This window comes from Sphingobacterium suaedae, from assembly GCF_042684625.1.
GTDB lineage: Bacteria > Bacteroidota > Bacteroidia > Sphingobacteriales > Sphingobacteriaceae > Sphingobacterium > Sphingobacterium suaedae.
Genome location: NZ_JBHULR010000020.1, coordinates 74,034 through 94,461, shown reverse-complemented (window position 1 = coordinate 94,461; position 20,428 = coordinate 74,034). Strand labels below are relative to the sequence as shown.

The window sequence follows — 20,428 nt, the reverse complement described above, 5'->3', positions numbered from 1 at the left end:
CCGTTCGAACAGGGGATGGTTCTTAACGGCGATTGACGACGGCTCGCTACGCAGTCGAAACCAAGGCCGTCTTAGCGAACAAAAAATAAACGATAGCAGACCGTTTTCTTACGCTTCTTTGCAGTCCCCTAGATTAACAGAAAAATGTCGCCTTGGGATCGTTGCGTCTGTAGAAATTTGCCATTGCACAGGCTACTAAGGATGCAAAAGATCCCCAGCGACGACTTTTATCAACAAGTTGATGAGCTCACTTCGTTCGGTTTTGCGTACTTTTTTGAGAGAAAAAAGTACGAGCCCAGCCCCGGCTTTAGGGGCGGAAAGGTCGTGCGAGGGACAACGTTTACATACATCACCACCGCTTTTCCCTGCCCACAGCCTTTCCGTCGCTTGCCGCGACAGGGCTTGTTCTTTCTTCTTGAAAAGAAAGAACCAAAGATTCAAGGCTAGGTTTCTTGATGCTACCTCGCCTGTCATCGCCTAAACCATCCCAAACTCACTGCGTTCGAACAGGGGATGGTTCTTAACGGCGATTGACGACGGCTCGCTACGCAGTCGAAACCAAGGCCGTCTTAGCGAGCAGAGAATAAACGAGAGCAGACCGTTAAAACCGCCCATCTACACCTCTTTGCAACGACCCATCCTTAACAAAAAATTTAAAACCGCTTATCTATATCTCTTTGCAGTCCCCTAGATTAACAGAAAAATGTCGCCTTGGGATCGTTGCGTCTGTAGTCATTTGCCCTGGCACAGGCTACTAAGGATGCAAAAGATCCCCAGCGACGAGTTATGGACTCGTGTTTGTTTTTTGTGTCCATGAGCTCCCTTCGGTCGGTTTGGTTACTTTTGGTAGCAAAAGTAACGCCCCTGCCCCGGGCTTAGGGGCGGAAAGGTCGTGCGAGGGACAAACCAATAAGAAGCATCATCACTGCCATAGAGGACAAACGAAAAATCCTCTCTATTATTCCATATGCACGCCATACTGATTTTATCTCTTTCCGTAGTACCACGTAATTTTTCACCAGCAGGTTCCTCTACTTTTGTCTCGATAACTTAGTATAACATCATGATTAAAACCAAAAACATGGCATGCCTAGCAATCGCATGCCTTATGTATGCAAGCAACAGCTTTGCGCAATCATTTCAAAAAGGAGACAAGACCGTCAACGTCGGTGTGGGAATCGGAGGCGGCTTTGGTGTTCCCATTGGCATACGTTATGAGCAAGCGGTAAGTGACCGCATCGGTGTAGGTGCATATGCCGCTTTTTCTACCAAAAAAGAATCCTTCGGTGGATACGGACAGTGGAAATATACCCATATTTTAGCCGCCGCCCGTGGATCTTACCACCTGAAGGTCAACTCGACCAAATTTGATCCCTATGGGGGGATCATGCTCGGATACAACATCGCTTCGGTGAAATGGGACGGTGAAGATGAAGCTCCGATCTCCTCTTCTGCCGGAGGTTTTCTTTGGGGAGGACACATCGGCTCCAACTATTGGTTTTCGGAAAAAATTGGTGCATTTGCTGAAATTGGATACGGAGCAGGCATATTAAATGCCGGCGTCACGTTCAAGCTAAACTAAACGAACAGGTTTGCTTTTTACTTGGTTAGCCGATGGCCGTGCATTTCGTCGGTTGTTGCCCCTCTTAAACGATGCCGGCTGCACCTTGTCGAAAAAAAAGGTTGTCGTGTCGGTAACTCACGTAGATTTACACCTAGCAGATTAAGTTTATTTCGCATGAAAAACACACACATATGGACGAAAGCAGCTTTGGTGCTGGCGGTATCTATGGTAGGATTACCCGCTCCAAGCCTTTGCCAAAGCCTTTTCAACAAAGTAAAAGCAAGGGCAGAAAGCGCAGCCACTTCGAAAATCTTAAACGAAACCGATAAGGCTGTTTCCAAAGGAATCGATAAAGCCATTGAATCGGCCTCCTCACCGAACAATCAGTCATCTACCCCACAACAGCAGGTACCGGCGAAGGACACCAAGTTGGCCACATCCTCTACCTCGCCGCTGCTGTCGTTCAGTAAATACGATTTCATTCCCGGCGACTCCGTGATCTATTCCCGCGATTTTGCGACAGACGTTATCGGCGAGCTTCCTGTAGGATGGAATAGTAACGGAAGTTCAGTGGTAGTTCGTGTAGACAAGGTGCCGGGCCATTGGTTGCGTTTGGCGCAACGAAGCGTTGTACTATCGGACAACGAACAAGGGCTCGGCCAAAATTTCACGGTAGAATTCGACCTCATTTTGGACATAGATTTCAAGGGTTGGATGCCCCCTTCCCTTCAGTTTGGCCTAATCGCATCCGGCGACAAGTCTCCAACTGCCAATGCCTTGCTGAACGAACAACGAGGAGACAAATCCCTCTATATGGAAATTTCGCCGCAGTCTACCTCGGGAACCTACACCTTGGAATCTAATGAAAAATACACGCGTTATTTTAACAGCGCCGCAAAAACAGATCCCCGTGTAAAAAACTGGTATGGGCGTATTGCCCACGTCGCCCTTCACGTGCAACAGGAACGCGTGCGTATCTGGATCGACGGCGAGAAGCTTTATGATGCGCCAAAAGGCATAGCTAAAAATGGGGAATTCAATCAGATTTTCTTTAAGGTAAGCAGTAGCCCGTATGCTGACGAACAGATCGGCATGTATATCAATCACCTTAAAATAGCAAAAGGTGCCGCATCACCGAGACAACGTCTGCTCGAAGGAGGATCATTCAGCACCACCGGCATACATTTCGACTCTGGATCCTCCCGTATAAAACCGGAGTCGACCGGTGTGATCAAGTCAATAGCCGATATATTAAAGGAAAATACCGCGCTAGGCCTACTGATTGTCGGACATACCGATAATACCGGCGATGCCGAACACAATCTCCTGTTAAGCAAACAACGGTCGGCCGCCGTCAAGGAACTACTGGTCGCCGCTTATGGAATTGACAGGAATCGACTTACGACAGATGGAAAAGGAGAATCCGCGCCGTTAGCATCGAACAATACCCCCGTGGGCAAAGCACAAAACAGGCGCGTCGATTTCATGAAGCAATAAAGCCTGTCGGAATAAGAGCTTACGCATAGGAACTGCGTAATTTTGTCTCAAGTGGAGATACCATTGGTGTCTTAAAATTAGTAGAGCGCAGAGCCTTCCATCGGAGGCTCGCGCTTTTTGCGCGAACAAGTTTCAATAACGTTGCTCCCATCACGCACGCGTCCGAAATATCCCGTTGGTCGGCCCTCAGTCTTATTCTGTGTTTAACAGCTCCTGAAATCGGTCTACAAAACACCCTACATGGTATCCGTCGGCAAATCCGTGATGAACATGAATCGACACGGGCATGGTCTTTATGCCGGCGTGATCCGTCATTTTTCCAAATGAAATTTTCGGCGAACTATCTGGAAAAGAAAAACTCCTGGCGTGAGAAAGAGCCGTAAAGTCCAACCAGGGAATTGCCGAAAAGTGAATGACATTTTTGCCCGGCGATGCGGGAATAAGGGCGGTTGATTGCTTTACTTGGTCCATCTCGATCGAAGCTTTTTCGTAGAACAAGGCCTCCTGTTCCTCATAGTCTAGGTAAGCGAAACCAAAGGTCCCATTCGGTCTGCCGATCGTCGGCGAGGCATGAACTCGATCAAACAGATAGACGTGCCCATCCTCCACCTGATAGCGGAAATTCTCGATCTCATTCGCGGCCAGTAAGGCCCTGTACAGGTAATACAAAAAGAAGGAATGCCCCCGTTGCTTCGCCCATGTATACGCTTGAGTGCAGTCCACCTGCACGGTCACTCCAAAAAAAGGCTCTTCAAATCGGGAGAAAAAAAGATAATGCTCCTTCCTAATCCACTGGTCTATCGTTATTCGTGTTTTCATATCAAATTAAGTAATCTAAAATATGATCCATACGAGCCAACTCCACAAAATGTGTATGTGTGGGGGTCTCTTCATGTTGTTCGTGCGCCCAGGTTACCTGATACGGAATATGACCAGCAAAACCGCCTAGTTCCAGCACAGGCAGGATATCTGACTTCATCGAGTTGCCCAACATCAGAAAATTGCCCGGTGCACAGGCCAACTGTCTTATCAATTTATGGTAATCACCCGGCTGTTTATCACTCATGATTTCAATATGATGAAAATAAGGTGCTAAACCAGACTTCTTCAATTTCCGCTGCTGATCCAATAAATCCCCTTTGGTAGCCATTATTAAGCGGTATCGTCCCTTCAGTTGTTCCAGCGTATCCTGCACACCATCCAAGAGTTCAATCGGTTTCTCCAGGAGTTCATGACCGATTTCAAGCATCCGATTGAGTTGCGCTACCGAAACAGCACGATCGGAAAGACGACTCGCAGTTTCTATCATACACAGCACAAAACCTTTCACGCCATATCCATATAACGACAGATTTTTCATTTCTGTCCGAAAGAGTTCCTGTGCAACAGCCTGTTGCGAATGATCGTCCTCCAGCAGCTTACAAAATTGTTGCTCCGCCTCCTGAAAATAAGGTTCATTTACCCAGAGGGTATCATCTGCATCAAACGCAATTGTCGTAATCCTATTTTTCATCTCTACACTTTGTTTTTACCTTTGTGATGGAAAACTGTAAAATTGAGCAAGCGAAGGAATTAAAAAAAGGACATTTGTCCCAAACGAACTATGTTACGAACAAATCAGGCATTTCTTGACTACACTGAAACGTTGTACACGAAGCAAGAACGAAAAGAAGACATCGTAATCAGACACTATGTTCCGGGGCAGCGGTTATTGTCGCAACAGGAGACGGCAACAAAAGTATTGCTTATCAAGGCGGGGGTGACAAAATGCTATTTTACCGAGAGCAATGACAAAGCGTATATCCTTGAATTTCTAGGCGCTGGCGAAATTGTCGGCGACATTGAGCTTATTCGGCACATTCCCTGTCTATGCAATGTGGAAGCCATGACTTCCGTGACCGCCTACGCATTTTCTGTGGCTTATTTCCACATGTTGCTGCAGAAGGACCTCACGCTCAACGGACTTATGCTTGATGTATTTGCCGAGCGGATCATCAACACCTCCAGTCGGGCATCCTACCAACAGCTCCATACCGTAGAACATAGCTTGTCAAAACTTTTAGCGATGCAGGTCAAGCAAGGAATGACCCTGTCCAAAGAAGATATGGCGTCCTACCTCGGCGTCACGTTGCGCACGCTGAACCGGGGCTTAAAGCACATAGCGGATATGGAAATAAAGCTTAAATAAATCACCACGGCTTTGCCCCTCACAACCTTTCCGTCGCTTGCCGTGACAGGGCTTGTTCTTTCTGCTTGAAAAGAAAGAACCAAAGATTCAAGGCTAGGTTTCTTAGTGCTACCTCCCGTCATCGCCTAACCATCCCAAACGCACTGCGTTCAACAGGGAATGGTTCTTAACGGCGATTGACAACGGTTCGCTACGCTCTCGAAACCAAGGCCGTCTTTAGCGAACACAGAATAAACGATAGCAGACCACTTTTCTTACGCTTCCTTGCACAACCTTCCCTAATAGAATCTACATAACGGGTTTGATACCGAAAAAAATAGAATATGCCGAGCGTTTCGTAAATTTGTTATCATTAAGCAGTATGAAAGATCTCATCAAATTCAACAAAACGACACGGGAATGGCACCTACCCTTCGTTGCCGGACTATGTGTTGGGATCCCCGTTCTACTCGGCTGGTACTTCGGGAATCTTGGCGCAGGCAAGTTAGCCTCGCTAGCCGGTTTGGGCATCTTGTACATGCAGTCCGACAAGCTGAATGAACGTATGGCATTACTGATGACCTGCTCCTTCGGTATTTTGACCTCATTTAGTCTGGGGCTATTTTTTTCTTTCCATCCGGCTGTAGCTGCCGCCTTTATCGCACTGTATGGCTTCTGTGTGCACTATTCCTTATATCATTTGGGGCTGACACGACCTCCGGGAAATTTTTTCTTTATTATGATCGCGTCGTTCGCTGTCTGTACCCCCTTTGACCCTGCATCTATTCCCGTAAAGATTGGCTATGTCGGTATGGGGGCGATCTTAACGTGTGGATTGGGGCTCGTATACAGCATCCTCACCCTCCGGAAATCTACCGTTGCCGATCATCATATTCCGCTCAAGAAGGCACATATTAACCTCACAGAATCGCTCGTATTTGGCGCTTTTTTAGGCCTGTCCCTGGGTGTCGCTTTCCTACTGGAACTGCAGAACCCATATTGGGTTCCCGTGTCCTGTGCCGCGGTAATGCAGGGCAGCGACATACATAAGGTATCGGTTCGCGGATTACAACGGATTGTTGGCACACTAGCCGGCCTAGGGATCACATGGGTTGTTTTTACGTGCAACCCAACTCCACTTTTTATTGTCATAGGTATTACAGTACTGCAGGTTATTGTCGAATTCCTAGTCGTGCGCAACTACGCCGTCGCCGTCATTTTCCTGACCATTCTGACGATCTTCCTCGCCGAATCTGGGGATCAGCTTAGCGAACAGACCAATTCCTTGTTTTTGTCCCGGTTCATTGATATCGCACTCGGAAGCTGCATCGGTATTGTTGGTGGTCGCCTCTTGTACAATAAGCGCATGAACAGCTATACGCGGATCAGTATCCGAAAGACACGGGAACTGGTTCGTCGAAAGCAGTCCTAGCAGGTCATCGCCTAAGCCACCTCAAACGCACTGCGTTCGAACAGGTGTGGTTCTTAACCGCGATGGACAACGGCTCGCTACGCTCTCGATACCTAGCCATGCCCGAAAAAACGACCCTCTCTCATAGCAAGAATACAGATTATCTCGACACAACCGGAGGAGAGACCCAACAACATTACAAAATCGTATGGATGTTAAATTTCTCCGCAGATCTCGTCGAAGTGATGAAGGTTCGGACACAGCCGACAAACAAAGCACGCTGCCTTGCCCTTAGTGTTAAAAAAGTCTTGTTCAAGGCCTGCTCCATCATTTTACATGCCGTTCGGTTAACGGCCAATCCATAAGCGTTGATACATACGGAAGTAAAAACATGGCCATCTTTTGATGCCCCAAATAACCTGGATGCCAACCCGCTCCCAAATCAGTCGTATCGTTGATAACGTTTCGCAAAGATGCCGTGTGAACTAACCGATTATCCTGTCGTTCAGCGACCAGTTCGCGGATATAGCCCTCCACCCGTTCGCCGACTGCTGGAATGACACAGAGTATCGGTACTTCGCCGTACTGTTCCCGCAGCCAGGTAAGCAACTGTCCATACCCCTTCTTAAACTCAGCCCTCTTAGGTTCCGGCTGTGTCGAAAAATCATTTGTACCTAAAAAAACCACCACTAGATCCGGTTTGTGCGACGCGATATAACGCTGGGATGTGTCCGTGTCGAGCACAAATTTCACAGCATCCTTCATCGTATAGTGCGATACACGAACAGCATCTCCATAGTTTCTTACAGCCCCCCTCCCTGAGTGTGCCAGTAAGGTATAGTCCGCATCAAAATAACGCGACAGTATGCAGGCATAGGTTTTGTCGGCGTTTTCGGTTTCTACCGAGAAGGATTCGTCCCGGTGCGAACCATCCGTTCCATATCCGCAAGTAAAAGAATCTCCGATAAATTCTATATGTCTCGTTTTCCGTCCTCGGGTGGCAAACAGTTTACCACCTTCTCCCGGGAGGAAGCTGAAAATACGCGTCCTTCCAAATTGAGCTTCCGACCTTTTTTGCAAGCGAATGCTATGTCGCTTATTTTCCAGTCCGTCCACTAGAACAATAAGTGTGTCTCTTCCCACCACCTGTATTATCCGATGCAAGCTATCGTCTACAAACACATGATAGTAGCTCGTTCCTGTATCTGAAACGCGCATGGCACACCAACTTCCCTGTAGATCAAAACGGATGGACGTCCCCGGCCAGTCTAATGATACTGCTCCATCCTCCTTCTTTAGCACCCTCCCCATATAGTCAATTTCCATTGCATCAGCGGACACTGGACGACCAGCAAACTGAGCATAACATGAGCAGAAAGAAACCAAAAGAACCATACCGCCCACCGCAAAACGTATCCACCAAGGGTGAAGACATGAAACCCTCGATTGGTCAGGATCTCTTTTCATAGGCAGTAAGTGCTTCATAAACCTTCAGTAACGCCCGGGGCACATGGAAGCATCCCTTCCATTTCCCCCCCTTCAATGTCAAGAGTGGCTCTCCCTGTCTAGTTAGATAACCAAACCATTCCCCATATTTGGGATCCGAAAATCGCGGAAAAGTATAAGCATCGAGCTTTTCAAACCATACTTTACAACGTTCATCCCCTGTATAGTGCAGCCCCTTTGCCATACACACCAACGCTTCCAGATGCACCCACCACAATTTCTGATCCCATTCCAGTTGCTGCATGGGTTTTTGAAGAATATCCTGAAAATAAAAGATACCTCCATATCTGGCATCCCAACCAAACTCCAACGCCTGAATCGCGATGTCTACACAGCGCTGCATCAAGGGAGCGTCTTGTTTACGGTACGCCACGTCCATCATAAACCACATCGCTTCGATAATGTGTCCTGGATTCACCAACCGCCCCTCAAACGTGTCCGAAAACGTACCATCTTGCTGTACGTGTTCCATGATCAGCCCGTATTCCCGCTGGTAGAACACCTCCGTCACTTCATGAATCACCTCATCCGTCAGTTCACGGATAATAGACGGATCCAAAATATGTTCCAGTTCCAAGGCCAAGTTGCTTAAAATCATCGGAAGCGCAAACCCTTTCAATCCACGTGTACCGGCCACCCCTTTGTCGTAGTGCCCTTTAGGATTATTCCGTCGTCCCAAGATACGGGAGAATGTCTGCCTAGCCACCTCAGCATATTCGTCGGCACCCGTTATTTTATACAGCGCTCCCAAACCCATTCCCGCGAAGCAGTCCGAGAAGATGTTGTACGGTTGCACTAAAGGGTGTCCATCCTCCGTTAGGGCAAAATACCAATCACCCTGTGCATCCCGTCCATGCTTCAAGATAAAGTCAGCACCACAGATTGCCATCTCTTTCCAAGGTTGGTAGCTGTCCCACTTATCATACATCATCGACAGCGTCCAGATCTGCCTTCCTTGCAGCCACATAAATTTATCCGTATCAAACACTCGTCCCTGCCGGTCTAGGCATGTAAAAAACCCGCCATGTTTTTTGTCCACCGAATTATTCTCCCAAAAAGGCAACACCCGTTGTATCAGTTCCTGCTTATATTTCTCAGCGTAATGTATCATCTAATGTATTAAATCAAAGTATCTAAATATTCGTTGTAGCGGTTGTATAAATGTCCGGCTTGCAGGTATGCGGATTGCGGACTCATAAAATGAGAGAATTCAAAAGTAATCGCTTTATCGTAGCCGGCTTTTGCGGCCGCTTCCAGCTTCAGACGCAACTTATCAAATTTAATGGGCAAAAACTTAATCGGCATATCCCGGTCGAACGACTCCGCATTTGTCCAACACTGCAGCCCAAACCTGTCCGCCATTTTTTTATTCACTTCAAAGAAAGCGGGCAACTCGTCGTAGTCAATATGTCCATCCTGGAATGCCACCGCATCTACCGCACCGGCGATGCCTTCAAAAATTTCGCTCCATTCCCGTTCATGTTCATTTACCGATACTGCATCCGCTTTGCTTAGCGTAGCAGATGCTGCCAACACAGCTTTTTTGCCATCTATCCAAGGCGAGATAAACGTTGGCAAACCATTACTTACCGATTTGCATTGTAAACCAAGCGTGCGGAAAGCCTCTATCGCCCCCTTTGTTCGCCGGCTTATTTCTGTGCTAATGTACCATCCGCCAAAACTCGTATAATGTCCATAGCGTTGCCACACTTCATCAATCACAAATCGGTTCGTATCAATTTCTGGCTGTAAGTTGCCCGTATCCCAATAGGTCCCACTGTCATACAATCCGAAATAAAAACGCATACCATGCTTGTCAGCCAGCTGAAGAAACAGCTCGACTAGATCCGTCGATGGCGCGTAGCAACCAAATTGTTTCGTTAAATACGTCGATGGGTAAGTAATAAACTTGCGATAGCCGCTGCGGATCATAATGACTGTGTCAATACCGATTGACTTCATGTGTGCAAAATCCGCATCCCATTCTGCTCTTCCCCAATTTTGGTGTGGGATATCGTGCGAAATTTCATCGATAAATGTTCCTGTTATCTTCATAAAAATTTTCTTTCTTTCAATGCCTCTATCCATTTCATATAAGCCGTCGGAATTAAGTGTACCCCATCCGTGGTGAACGACCTATCCAAATTACCTTGTTCATCCTGAAACAGCGGGACCAGATCCACGAATGGTACCCCCTCATCTGCCGCCAGCTGTCGCAATTTTGTATTTAAACGTAGAACCAGCTCATTCCTATTTTTCGTATAGGGTTCATTCGTCATCTGTTCATTGATGGGAAGAGCGCTCTGCACAATAATTTTCGTTTTGGGCGATCTCGTTTTGATCATCTGTATGATCTGCCGGTAATTCGCAATAGACACCTCTTGCGGCAACAGCCTGAACTGATCATTTATTCCGTCCATCAGGAAGATGGTATGCGGCTTGCCCCGCAACACCTCCTCCATGCGCGCCCGTATCCCAAACGAGTTATCACCACCGATACCTCTGTTTAAAATAGGGCGTTTGTTATCCGCCAATAGTTCTTGCCATTCGGCGCGCTCCGTAATACTATTGCCTAAAAATACAATAGCATCGTGCACCGTAGGCATGGCGTTAAAATATGCCAGCCGTTGTTCGTAGTACCAGTTGGAATAGCTACTGTCCACCTTCGCTACCTGTCCATTAACCCATGGCGCAAAAAGAACCAAGAGTAAGACCATGATATCCTGTTTCTTAACCATTACATGACATTCGATGATTTCAAATAATTTGCCCATAAGATATAAGATGCTTGTTTCAGGTGAAGACCATCGATGACCAGTTCTCCCCGCATACGCCCCTGCGCATCTGCAAAAACCGGGTGCAGGTTTATGAAGTCCACATCGTAAGCGGTACACAACGCGCTTAACCCAGTATTTAATGTGCTGATTTTTGCATTAGTCACCTGCCCGTAAGCGGCAGGTAGCATCGATTCGTTAACAGGCAGCAGTCCTTGTACAAACAGCCGTGTTTTTGGAGACTCCCTTTTTATCCGTTGGACGATACGCTCGATATTGGCCAGAATAATGTTTGTCGCGATTCCCCTTTTCATATCGTTCACGCCACACAGCAGGAACACTTTTAAAGGTCTAGCCTGTATCACTTCGTCTAGACGGGCATATACCCCATAGGTTACGTCGCCACTAATGCCTCGGTTTACCACGCGCTTCTCATCGAATAACTCCTGCCATTTAGCCCCTTCCGTCATGCTATCTCCAAGGAAAACAATCCGTTTATGGTGATCCGGCATCGCCCTAAAAAATGCTAAACGATTTGCGTAGTGTTGATTCCAATACGAAGAGTCGATAGGCGCAACCTCTTGCGCAGCGACGACCCCACTCATTAGCAAGAGCCCCATCATTAGCATGATCGACCTGTTTATTCTTTTCATGATTCATTATTTTGAAGTTGCGGATCGGGTTGTTCCGGTTTACGTAGGGGTACCATCCAAGAGACAATAAATGCGGGGATCGTTGCAATAAGCACCCATATAAAAAACTCTTTATACCCTAAATGATCGCTTAAAAAGCCGCTGATCATGGACGGAATCATAAAGCCTAGATTCACCAAGCCACTGCCAAATGCATAGTGTGCCATTTTGTATTTTCCGGGCGCTATATTGTGCATAATAAACAAGATAATCCCAATAAAACCAAAGCCATAACCAAAATACTCCACCGCCACTGCCCCAGCAATCACATATAAATCTGTTGGTTGAAAGATTGCCAAAAGCGCATACGCCGCAAAGGGCACATTAAAGAACGTACATAAGATCAATAAGCGACGACGATCTAACCCTTTTTTAGACACAAAATGACCTGCCACAATAGAACCCAGCACAAATGCTACCGCGCCAAAAATCCCGTATAGCAAACCTATTTCCGAGGTTGTCAGGCCTAAGCCACCATCCGTACGCGACGCTTTAAAAAACAAGGGAGTAATTTTGATGGCCTGTCCTTCCGCAAACCGATAAAACACGATGAACAGCAGACTGAACACAATATTTTTCTTTTGAAAAAAAGTGACGATCACATCCTTCAAAGTCGCCATACCTCCCCGCAACGAATGCACTTTCCCTTGTCCCGAATCGCTTTCCGGCAGCATTTTTATACTATAAAAACCAATCCCCAGCATGATCAGCGCGTAGGCAAACATGACTAGCATCCACGCCGTCCGCACCCCCGTTTGCTGCTCTAGTTCACCTGCGAGATATACCAGCACCCCACCCGAGAATACCTTCGCTATATTATAGAAAGCCCCCTGCCAACCCACATATTTCGCCTGTTGCGTTGCATTCAGTTCATTTAGATATACGCCATCGGCCGCTGTGTCGTGTGTAGCACCACTGATCGCGACGATCATCAATACAGCAATAGAGATGCTAAAGAAATAGTCCAATTGCAAACTCAGCCCCACCAAACCAAAAAGTAGTCCTGTCAAGATCTGCGTCGCATACACAAAATACTTTTTGGTCTTGTACAGTTCCAGAAATGGCCCCCACAAAGGTTTCAATGTCCAAGGCAACATAATCAGGGAGGTCCAGAACGCAATCTGCGCATCCGAAACACCCAAATTTTTATACATAATGGAACTAGCTCCCGACAAGGCCACGAACGGAAGTCCCATAGCAAACCACGTTGTTGAAATCCAGAAAATAGGAGGACATTTCTTTTTATGCCCCTGATCCGTCGCCGGATAATTTAAAAGTTCGTTCATATCTACGTTACGTTTTCCAAAACAGCCCTTTTTTAGCAGTAAAAACCGTTATTCCTGCTACAACTGTTGTAAACAATACCCCGCGCATAAATCCCATCCAGGGCCCCCACGCGGTTAACTGGTCAAGATAGACCTGCGTTCCCGTCAACGCCAATACAGGGATGACAAAAAGATTACCTGCCGTGTATGCCACCATCGGGTTTCGCCCAACCCATGCGAGGCATTGCATGAGCGTCTTTCCGACATGCAACTGTTCCAGTCCATGAAGCAAGGCCAAAGCAAAAAAAGCCAACCCCGTGCAGACAAAATAATAGCTGAACGTCGAATAATCTTTCTTAATCCCCCCTTCAAAGGCTTCTGCGAATAAACCCAACAGCAACAAATAGGCGCCGGCAAGCAACAGCTTCTGCAACAAGCTTTTGTGTTTTGCATCTTTAAAGATTTCTGCTAACCACCCTATCCCCGCCAGCAAACCGAAATTTAAGAGCAAGTTCCAGTTTAAGACGCGCGCATACAAGCTCGCGACGTTAGCAATGACCAGCACAATACTCAGTACCACGACCCCGCGTAAACGCCATCTTGCCAGGCTATTCCTATCGTTTTTCTGCTCCTGTATGATCCATTCGCCGGCACATGTTGCCGGCACGACAATAAACAAGTATTTCAGATAATAAAATTTGTATACCCATGCCAATGGCGTCCACGCAAATACGTCGGCATGGAAGCTTCCTGACATACCAGATCCGAGCAAAATAGTCAGTAAAAAAGGCAACAAGCCTATACGCAACAGCGGGTAATTTCTAGTCATCCACCACCACAGCGTACCGAAAAGCGCCATATGTGCCAAAACCAGTAAGATAATATCCAATCTATTTTCCGTCATCGCTTCCCCATCCAGTATCTTCGGCCCAATAATCAGCACCCCTACAACGCATGACATTGTCTTGAGCAACAGCGTCTGTTTTTTGCCAATTATGCGGCTAAAATCCGTGTACATTCCGAACAACAACAGGAAGCAAAATAAGGAAACCAGATATGTATCCCAACCCGGCGGATTATGCAGCACCCACGCGCGCGCCTGAAAAGTAAACACGGAAAAAAACAACAAGGCGATAAAGCGCTTGCCGATAGCGAAAATCCCTACGACAAGCGGATGATCCACAGACAGTCTTTTCTGCATAGCGAGGGGTATGGCTGCCCCCATTGTAAATAAGAAAAACGGAAAGACCAAATCGACCCACGTAATACCCGGACGGTCCGGATCAAATACATGTGCCGGCGGCGGCACCTGTGCATGGTACATCCATCCCGGCAAAATGCCGAAAGCAATGCTCGAGGAGAGCACCATCAACAAGATGGACACTCCACGTAACACGTCTAAACTCGCACTGCGTTGTGCTATCGGTTTCATAATCTATTCTTGATTCCTTGGTATCGCATCCCACAAATTCCTATTCGTCCAAATCAACAGGAACCAACACTAACGGGGTAGGCAAGCAAGAAGCACCTGGAGGAGAGTAGGTCAGCTTAATCTCTTGCACCGTCTTTCCAGGCACTGGCTTATAAACGCCAAGTACGATGGCTTCGGGTGCTTTCCTAGTGATCAGGTGTTTAGCCGGCATTTGCTTAATTGTTTTTACACCCGCCTCGTCAAACAGCTCGACCGTGAGCCCCATCCCTCCACACCACTGATTGTCTGCCGACCGCGAATTCCAGGTCACGAGCGCCATGCCCTTACCGTCTGTGCTTTTCCATTTAATTGACGTATCGTACATTACCCCATAATTGCCCGCGTTCTTAGCCGGTTGTCTGTCCACACCGATCGTTCCTGTTATCCACGGGTCGTCGTTTCCATCGGCAAGGATAAGCTGCTGTACACCCTGCGCCGTCGATAGCGTATCTCGACTGTCTATTTTATAATTTGCTATCGGAAAAATTCCCCGGCCGGCATTGACGTGGCTATGTGGAATGAGGGTATCAATTTCCGAGAATGCCTTCGGTCCCGATTTTCCAGGATCCGTTTGCAAAATAGCTATCAAAGCGGGTTGATCAACGATAAACTCATAAAAACCATGGACCAGCTCGTCGTATTGCACCACGTTTTTTTCCAGCTGTTCATCCAGGGCAATCACTTCTCCCGGCTTTACCTTGCGTATACCGCCGTTTACCTGAGATCCAAAATAATCTGCTAGTCCCTGTTTGCCAATCTGGAAATAGTTGGTGCTTGGTTTTTGCGACGAATACTTCAACATACGGAGGTGGAGCTCTTCTTTCCCCGTATTCTTTAAAACAGCCGTAATTTTACGCGGAATCTTTTGTGGTTCCTTCACCCCGTTGACGTTGTACACGTACAGTCGCACGGCGCCCGGCGAAACGGCCTCTTGCATCGCGATGGCTTCCGGTATACGAATATACTCTGGATCGTCTGATATAAGAAATTGAGGCCCCGGAACCACCGTTTTTTTCCAAGCTACTTTCGGAAACTCTGTGCTCAAAAAATCCGGTAATTCGACCAAATCCCCCGGTTGTGCGTGTCGTAATATCGATTGTAAATTCGATGGAAGCTGTTGCTGCCCCAGGGCAATACTAACTATACCCCACAGCAACAACGTCGTATATATCGTTCTTTTTTTCATGTGTATGTTCTTACTCATTATACATTATCAACTATTCGTTCCCTTTAATTCCTTGCTTGATGGCCGGGAAAAGCTCCACCTTAAGCTGGTTATATGGGGGCGCATACAGATGCACCAGATCAAAAATCATGACACCGCCCGAAGTCCTAGACAAGATATACTGTATGGCTCTTGAAATCTCCGCAGGGCTGCTATACGCTACGTTACCAACATCAAGGCTACCATACAGCGGTTTCCGGTTTTTCGTAATGTATTCGATTCCGTTCAAGGAACCTTCAATACTCCACCAGTGATACCGGAGATTTGCTGTCGCTGGATTTTCAGACAGCATCACCTGTGTAAAATAGTTACCTGTCATCAATAAATCCAGTTCTTCCAGATAACCAGTTTCGCCATAACCTGGATAGGCCCAATCAAAACGCAGGTTGTAATCTTGGAAAGGATCGTACTCTTTGCTGGCCCAGTTGACACCGACCTGATAGTAGGTCGTATACCATGCCCCTACGTATACGCCAAAGTCCAATGCCGGCTTAACCGATTTTACCGCCGCCCGCGCTTTTTTGAAGAACGACTGAATCACCGAGGCTCGATAAACCAACCATTGCTGATAATACTTGCCTGTAGTTGCCGGCAACAGCTGTCCCGCACTTTCGCGCCATGTGGCAACAATATCTTTCGGGAATTGCATTTGCGCGGCCTGACTATCGTTGTATTTTGTTTTTAGGAAATCGATAAACTGTTGTTTACTCAAATCCGAGAAGTCTGCATGAATATCCGTATACCGCGCATAGTCCAGAATCACCCCATCCACATCGAATTTTCCCGCTATTTCCTTAATGATCGCAAGCGCCCTTTCCTGCACCTCTGCATGAGCAGGATTAACGAAAACATTTTTACCGGTCTCCGAGATTCGGCCTATATTGCCCTGCACATCTTTTACCACCATTGTCTCGTATTTATCTTTGAACGACGGATTATCAAATGCGTGCCCTATACGGCGCACCCCATCCCCCTCCACAAATGTGACGATCGATAAATACACGTTGAAATTCCGCTTTTTTGCTTCCGATATCAGGAAGTCTACATAATCTACTGGCCGCGTTTTGCCGTCAAAGGTAGTAAACTCCTTGGCATATGCACTGGGATACATGGTCAGGCCCGAACTCGGCTTAACATCCACCACCAGTCCTGTTACGCCGCAATCCTTCAGCACGTCAAGAATCTTTACGATCTCTGTTTTTTCGCTGAACTTCCCATAGGTTCCGAAGACGTTTGAGCGTGCATCCACCCAGACGAGTACCTTTTTCCCCGGCTCTACCTCGTTGTCATCATCGTCCGAACCATCCCCTCCATTGTCTACCGGCGGTGGCGGATCCGATTTATCCGAGCACGAAACCGCAGCCATTGCTGTTGACAAACCCAGCAATACCATTATTATCCAAAATATTTGTTTCATATCTATCATTTATGTGCACAATCATCGGCGATATATGCCGACGATTGCCACTGTTAATTGGAAGCATACCGCGTAAATTCGTGCGCTAGGACTCCACCGTTGGTCAATAACATATACACCTGTAAGCGGTCGCCGTTTTCCGAAGTCGCCATACACACATCATTGCCGGAATTGCCATTTGCTTTTCCAAAGAAATGTTCGGATTCGTACATACGCAATTGTCCATAATTGGGCGAAGAGACCGGTAAGGACACATTTGATTTATTGGTCACATCGAAAAGCACCAATTGGGCGCGGTCCATATTATAACTCCAGAAGAAGCGTACGTGGGCTAGATAATCTGCCTGATTAAACCGTTGATAGGCAATAGATCCCGGCAAGATCACGCCTTCGGTCGGCTCAAATGGAACAATACGCGTATTGGAGGCCCCGCTGATGTAAGCCAGCTCGCTGATTGTACTGGCAAAGTAGTTCGCTCCATGATCTGTGGAAACTGGCACATACTCCGGTATAAAGCCCAACGACGCATTGCCGCTGCTGTATTCAACCAGTTCCGGCGTATTGTTCACAACTTGACCACCTTCTATTTTCCAGCGTAAGAAAAAACGGCTGGAAGAAATAGATGCAATCAACACCCCTTTTCCAGACAGATCCCCACTAAAGTTGAGACGGCGTCCCATGTGACCATCTGCAGCGGCAATAGTTGTCGGTTTGGTATACCCATAGTCGATAATTTTTGTCGGATTTGTATCAAACACATCGTGATAGCGGTAGACCACAAAGTTAGAGCCCGACGGTGTATAAGTTCCCAATAAAAATTGGCCGGAGCCATCATCTACCCCTTGAAACACCAGCCGGCTGCCAAACGGATTCGCTATGGTATGCGAAAACGTCCCTGTGAACCGGTTATAGGCACGAAACACCGAGGGGTTCGTACGCGATACAATAACCAAATAGTCGCCACTCACGAATAGGGAGGTTTGCATGTGATTTTCAAAAGCCAGTTCCGTATCCGTTTTCACGAATAGTCGGCGATCTATACCTATTCCATAGTCCAGCTTGACCGGTTCCCGCACTTCCAGTGAAAACGTCCGCTGGGCATCGCCTGCGGAGGTAATCGTAAAAGGCACTTTCAACGCATTCATATCCACACGTGCACCGTTCACAATAGAGGCCGTTGCATGCCTGTTGATTTGATAGGTGAGGGTTGCTTGCGATAGGTCTATCCCCGGCAGGATGTAAAAAATCACGTTGTTTCCGTTGATGATCCCTTCCACTTCGTTCACCTGATCCTCCTCATCCCTATAGCTCAATTTTATGGTTTTGATATCCGTATTCCCCCGTTTTCGGGCTACCACGACGTAGGATTTGGCCTCCCCTGTGCCCGCGGTAACCGTGATAGGCAACGGAGATGAAACGTCCATAAAACCATCCAGGGAAGGAGTAATCTTTGCGTCCGCCGGAACAGAAGCCCGAAGCAGGAGTTTTTTAAGATCCACTTCATTATCGCTTTCTACCGGATAATAGTAATCGACATTCAGATAGATCGTGTCTTTGCTCGTTTGACTTGTAAAAAGCCGTTCACGGCCCTTCCCATCGATCGTACCATAAAAATCCGAGATCAATGCTTTGTCATTGTGTTCGACAAAGTCCGGCTTTTTACACGCTGCAAAAAACAAGCAAACAAGTCCCAAGCCCGTCAGCGTATGTATATACTGTGTTAGTTGTCGTTTCATAATTACCATCCTTGAATTTGTGTTAAACCCGTATTTACCTGCACCTCGCCCTCAGGAATAGGCAAGTAATACAGTTTTCCCGTAAAGCTACGGTTGACCGCATCAGCCGACACCACTTCAAACGACGCCGTGTTGCCCGACGACGAGATCCGGTGTCCCGAAAACTGCACATTATTTAATTGGATATGCGCCTTACGCCAACGACGTAAATCCCAAAAGCGATGTCCTTCGAACGCTAATTCTACGATACGCTCATGTTCCACAGCCCGCATAGCCGTCGTGAGGTTCGTCACGTTCACATTGTTCAAGCCCCGTTTTGCGCGCAGTTTATTAATAGCGGCCGTCGCGCCCGGAAAATCGCCCAATTGTGCTTTTGCTTCTGCAGCTATCAGTACCGTTTCGGCATACCGTAGTTCTATCCAGCTTTGTGTGCTCCGGTTCATCACAAACGTCGTGTTGGACTCGTCGAGCAACTTTTTCGCATAATAACCCGTCACGGTTCGTTTCGGATCACCCGTCGACCCGAAAGCTGCAAACCCATCTACAGGGTCTTCGATGGACGTACGAATTGTACGGCCTTTCCATGCAGCGCCATTGTACAAGATAGTTGCATAGAAACGATCTTCCCTATTTTCGTAAGGTTGTGCCGCATGCGTTGGATTCGACCAACTAAAGGGTGTTCCATCCGCCATTTGGAAAGCATCCACAAGCTCTGCGGTCGGCACACCGTACACCAGCGCATTACCCGGCGCGTCACTAGGGGGAACATACCCCAGATCGTATTGGTGCGTAATAGCTGGTGCAACAAAGTCCACGCGGAATATAGCTTCTTTCGTATTTTTATCCGAAAAGATGTGGGCAAACTCTGGATCCAAGTCATAGATCCCTTCGGCCGCCAGTTTATCCACTTCCTGCGTGGCACGCAACGCTGCTTCGTAGTATCCTTTCGCAAGATTTTGATCGATACCCGTTTTGGGATCCGTGTTGTACAATTTCCGGTCGTTGGTCGCGATAGACCCTGCATACACGGCCACACGAGCCAGCAGCGCGTTGGCAGCTCCTTTATTAGCTCGTCCCGACGGTTGCGTTTTAGGCAAATTGGCCGCCGCGAATGAAAGGTCTTCGATCATAAAATCATAGACTTCCGTCTCCGATGCCCGCTCATTATCCTTCAATGCATACTGATCCAAATCCTTAAAAATCACCACACTACCGTGTATTCGCGCCAACCAAGAATATACGTAGGCCCGTATAAAACGCGCTTCGGCCTCGTATCTTACCTGTTCGTCGGCAGTCAATTTAGACTTTGTTTTTAGCCCCTTAAGAAATTCGTTCACGCGACGTATCCGGTTATACCCCGTGCTCCAATAATTTAATCCCACGCTCGCCGGCGAAAATTGGTTGGCGTTGGAGGCCAAGGTATTCACCGTACCGTTACCCAACGTGTTAGATGTAAATTTCATAATGTCCGTCAGTGCGTCAGTCGCATTGTCGTAGCCCAGGCCTGGAAAAACCCCGAACTGAAAATTTTTAAATTCCGCATACATGCCGTTGATATACAGCTCTACCGTAGCTGGATCCTCCCAAACGCTTTCCTCGACATAGCTGTTCTGCGGTATTACCTCAATATCGCAACTCGTGAGGCTCGATGCCAAGAGTAGCGCTATACTGATCTGTTTTATTTTTTTTGTGCTAATTTTCAT

The 20,428-nt window shown here is 47.3% G+C and carries 19 protein-coding genes; 5 read left to right on the top strand and 14 right to left on the bottom strand.

Annotated features, from left to right (window positions below; genetic code table 11):
• Positions 1-195: 195 nt before the first annotated feature.
• Positions 196-474 (bottom strand): hypothetical protein, encoded by a 279-nt coding sequence (locus ACFSR5_RS18595; protein ID WP_380905976.1) that lies wholly within the window; start codon positions 472-474, stop codon positions 196-198.
• Positions 475-1,081: 607 nt separating this feature from the next.
• On the opposite strand from ACFSR5_RS18595, the gene ACFSR5_RS18590 reads away from it, so the two are divergent.
• Both ACFSR5_RS18590 and ACFSR5_RS18585 read left to right on the top strand, forming a co-directional pair.
• Complete coding sequence (locus ACFSR5_RS18590; RefSeq protein ID WP_380905975.1) at positions 1,082-1,582, top strand: hypothetical protein; 501 nt, start codon at positions 1,082-1,084, stop codon at positions 1,580-1,582.
• A 156-nt stretch (positions 1,583-1,738) separates the two neighbouring features.
• Positions 1,739-3,061, top strand: a complete 1,323-nt coding sequence (locus tag ACFSR5_RS18585) for an OmpA family protein (RefSeq protein WP_380905974.1) — start codon at positions 1,739-1,741, stop codon at positions 3,059-3,061.
• Positions 3,062-3,253: 192 nt separating this feature from the next.
• Here ACFSR5_RS18585 and ACFSR5_RS18580 read toward each other — a convergent pair whose 3' ends face one another.
• Both ACFSR5_RS18580 and ACFSR5_RS18575 read right to left on the bottom strand, forming a co-directional pair.
• A complete protein-coding gene (locus ACFSR5_RS18580; protein WP_380905973.1) occupies positions 3,254-3,880 on the bottom strand; it encodes a CatA-like O-acetyltransferase in 627 nt (208 codons plus the stop codon).
• Position 3,881: 1 nt separating this feature from the next.
• Entirely contained in the window at positions 3,882-4,574 is a 693-nt protein-coding gene (locus ACFSR5_RS18575; protein WP_380905972.1) for an HAD family hydrolase, read from the bottom strand.
• Positions 4,575-4,664: 90 nt separating this feature from the next.
• Between ACFSR5_RS18575 and ACFSR5_RS18570 the strand changes: the two genes are divergently transcribed.
• The 3 genes from ACFSR5_RS18570 to ACFSR5_RS18560 all read left to right on the top strand — a co-directional run bounded on the left by ACFSR5_RS18570 (position 4,665) and on the right by ACFSR5_RS18560 (position 7,004).
• Positions 4,665-5,249 (top strand): Crp/Fnr family transcriptional regulator, encoded by a 585-nt coding sequence (locus ACFSR5_RS18570; RefSeq protein WP_380905971.1) that lies wholly within the window; start codon positions 4,665-4,667, stop codon positions 5,247-5,249.
• Positions 5,250-5,610: 361 nt separating this feature from the next.
• The gene (locus ACFSR5_RS18565) at positions 5,611-6,660 is read left to right on the top strand and encodes an FUSC family protein (RefSeq protein WP_380905970.1); all 1,050 of its coding nucleotides are present in this window, start codon (positions 5,611-5,613) and stop codon (positions 6,658-6,660) included.
• A gap of 62 nt (positions 6,661-6,722) precedes the next feature.
• Entirely contained in the window at positions 6,723-7,004 is a 282-nt protein-coding gene (locus ACFSR5_RS18560) for a hypothetical protein (RefSeq protein WP_380905969.1), read from the top strand.
• Here ACFSR5_RS18560 and ACFSR5_RS18555 read toward each other — a convergent pair.
• From ACFSR5_RS18555 to ACFSR5_RS18505, 11 genes are read right to left on the bottom strand one after another with little or no spacing between them, the layout of a single operon-like run.
• On the bottom strand, positions 6,967-8,106 hold the full coding sequence (locus ACFSR5_RS18555) for an SGNH/GDSL hydrolase family protein (protein WP_380905968.1): 1,140 nt from the start codon (positions 8,104-8,106) through the stop codon (positions 6,967-6,969). The genes ACFSR5_RS18560 and ACFSR5_RS18555 overlap by 38 nt on opposite strands.
• On the bottom strand, positions 8,090-9,256 hold the full coding sequence (locus ACFSR5_RS18550) for an AGE family epimerase/isomerase (RefSeq protein ID WP_380905967.1): 1,167 nt from the start codon (positions 9,254-9,256) through the stop codon (positions 8,090-8,092). Before ACFSR5_RS18550 ends, ACFSR5_RS18555 begins: the two co-directional genes overlap by 17 nt.
• 8 nt (positions 9,257-9,264) lie before the next feature.
• On the bottom strand, positions 9,265-10,200 hold the full coding sequence (locus ACFSR5_RS18545) for a DUF4434 domain-containing protein (RefSeq protein WP_380905966.1): 936 nt from the start codon (positions 10,198-10,200) through the stop codon (positions 9,265-9,267).
• Entirely contained in the window at positions 10,197-10,919 is a 723-nt protein-coding gene (locus ACFSR5_RS18540; protein WP_380905965.1) for a GDSL-type esterase/lipase family protein, read from the bottom strand. The genes ACFSR5_RS18545 and ACFSR5_RS18540 overlap by 4 nt, the downstream gene beginning before the upstream one ends.
• Entirely contained in the window at positions 10,883-11,572 is a 690-nt protein-coding gene (locus tag ACFSR5_RS18535; RefSeq protein ID WP_380905964.1) for a GDSL-type esterase/lipase family protein, read from the bottom strand. The genes ACFSR5_RS18540 and ACFSR5_RS18535 overlap by 37 nt, the downstream gene beginning before the upstream one ends.
• The gene (locus ACFSR5_RS18530) at positions 11,569-12,897 is read right to left on the bottom strand and encodes an MFS transporter (RefSeq protein WP_380905963.1); all 1,329 of its coding nucleotides are present in this window, start codon (positions 12,895-12,897) and stop codon (positions 11,569-11,571) included. The genes ACFSR5_RS18535 and ACFSR5_RS18530 overlap by 4 nt, the downstream gene beginning before the upstream one ends.
• 7 nt (positions 12,898-12,904) lie before the next feature.
• The gene (locus tag ACFSR5_RS18525; RefSeq protein WP_380905962.1) at positions 12,905-14,308 is read right to left on the bottom strand and encodes a DUF5009 domain-containing protein; all 1,404 of its coding nucleotides are present in this window, start codon (positions 14,306-14,308) and stop codon (positions 12,905-12,907) included.
• Between the two features lie 40 nt (positions 14,309-14,348).
• Complete coding sequence (locus ACFSR5_RS18520; protein WP_380905961.1) at positions 14,349-15,533, bottom strand: copper amine oxidase; 1,185 nt, start codon at positions 15,531-15,533, stop codon at positions 14,349-14,351.
• A gap of 31 nt (positions 15,534-15,564) precedes the next feature.
• A complete protein-coding gene (locus ACFSR5_RS18515) occupies positions 15,565-16,989 on the bottom strand; it encodes an alpha amylase family protein (protein ID WP_380905960.1) in 1,425 nt (474 codons plus the stop codon).
• 53 nt (positions 16,990-17,042) lie between these two features.
• Complete coding sequence (locus tag ACFSR5_RS18510) at positions 17,043-18,725, bottom strand: DUF5018 domain-containing protein (RefSeq protein WP_380905959.1); 1,683 nt, start codon at positions 18,723-18,725, stop codon at positions 17,043-17,045.
• Between the two features lie 2 nt (positions 18,726-18,727).
• Positions 18,728-20,428, bottom strand: a complete 1,701-nt coding sequence (locus ACFSR5_RS18505) for a RagB/SusD family nutrient uptake outer membrane protein (protein WP_380905958.1) — start codon at positions 20,426-20,428, stop codon at positions 18,728-18,730.

Bases quoted from the DNA above. Each gene is read 5' to 3' on its own strand.
- ACFSR5_RS18595 (WP_380905976.1), bottom strand. From the start codon at position 474: ATGACAGGCGAGGTAGCATCAAGAAACCTAGCCTTGAATCTTTGGTTC.
- ACFSR5_RS18590 (WP_380905975.1), top strand. From the start codon at position 1,082: ATGGCATGCCTAGCAATCGCATGCCTTATGTATGCAAGCAACAGCTTT.
- ACFSR5_RS18585 (WP_380905974.1), top strand. From the start codon at position 1,739: ATGAAAAACACACACATATGGACGAAAGCAGCTTTGGTGCTGGCGGTA.
- ACFSR5_RS18580 (WP_380905973.1), bottom strand. From the start codon at position 3,880: ATGAAAACACGAATAACGATAGACCAGTGGATTAGGAAGGAGCATTAT.
- ACFSR5_RS18575 (WP_380905972.1), bottom strand. From the start codon at position 4,574: ATGAAAAATAGGATTACGACAATTGCGTTTGATGCAGATGATACCCTC.
- ACFSR5_RS18570 (WP_380905971.1), top strand. From the start codon at position 4,665: ATGTTACGAACAAATCAGGCATTTCTTGACTACACTGAAACGTTGTAC.
- ACFSR5_RS18565 (WP_380905970.1), top strand. From the start codon at position 5,611: ATGAAAGATCTCATCAAATTCAACAAAACGACACGGGAATGGCACCTA.
- ACFSR5_RS18560 (WP_380905969.1), top strand. From the start codon at position 6,723: ATGGACAACGGCTCGCTACGCTCTCGATACCTAGCCATGCCCGAAAAA.
- ACFSR5_RS18555 (WP_380905968.1), bottom strand. From the start codon at position 8,106: ATGAAAAGAGATCCTGACCAATCGAGGGTTTCATGTCTTCACCCTTGG.
- ACFSR5_RS18550 (WP_380905967.1), bottom strand. From the start codon at position 9,256: ATGATACATTACGCTGAGAAATATAAGCAGGAACTGATACAACGGGTG.
- ACFSR5_RS18545 (WP_380905966.1), bottom strand. From the start codon at position 10,200: ATGAAGATAACAGGAACATTTATCGATGAAATTTCGCACGATATCCCA.
- ACFSR5_RS18540 (WP_380905965.1), bottom strand. From the start codon at position 10,919: ATGGGCAAATTATTTGAAATCATCGAATGTCATGTAATGGTTAAGAAA.
- ACFSR5_RS18535 (WP_380905964.1), bottom strand. From the start codon at position 11,572: ATGAAAAGAATAAACAGGTCGATCATGCTAATGATGGGGCTCTTGCTA.
- ACFSR5_RS18530 (WP_380905963.1), bottom strand. From the start codon at position 12,897: ATGAACGAACTTTTAAATTATCCGGCGACGGATCAGGGGCATAAAAAG.
- ACFSR5_RS18525 (WP_380905962.1), bottom strand. From the start codon at position 14,308: ATGAAACCGATAGCACAACGCAGTGCGAGTTTAGACGTGTTACGTGGA.
- ACFSR5_RS18520 (WP_380905961.1), bottom strand. From the start codon at position 15,533: ATGAAAAAAAGAACGATATATACGACGTTGTTGCTGTGGGGTATAGTT.
- ACFSR5_RS18515 (WP_380905960.1), bottom strand. From the start codon at position 16,989: ATGAAACAAATATTTTGGATAATAATGGTATTGCTGGGTTTGTCAACA.
- ACFSR5_RS18510 (WP_380905959.1), bottom strand. From the start codon at position 18,725: ATGAAACGACAACTAACACAGTATATACATACGCTGACGGGCTTGGGA.
- ACFSR5_RS18505 (WP_380905958.1), bottom strand. From the start codon at position 20,428: ATGAAAATTAGCACAAAAAAAATAAAACAGATCAGTATAGCGCTACTC.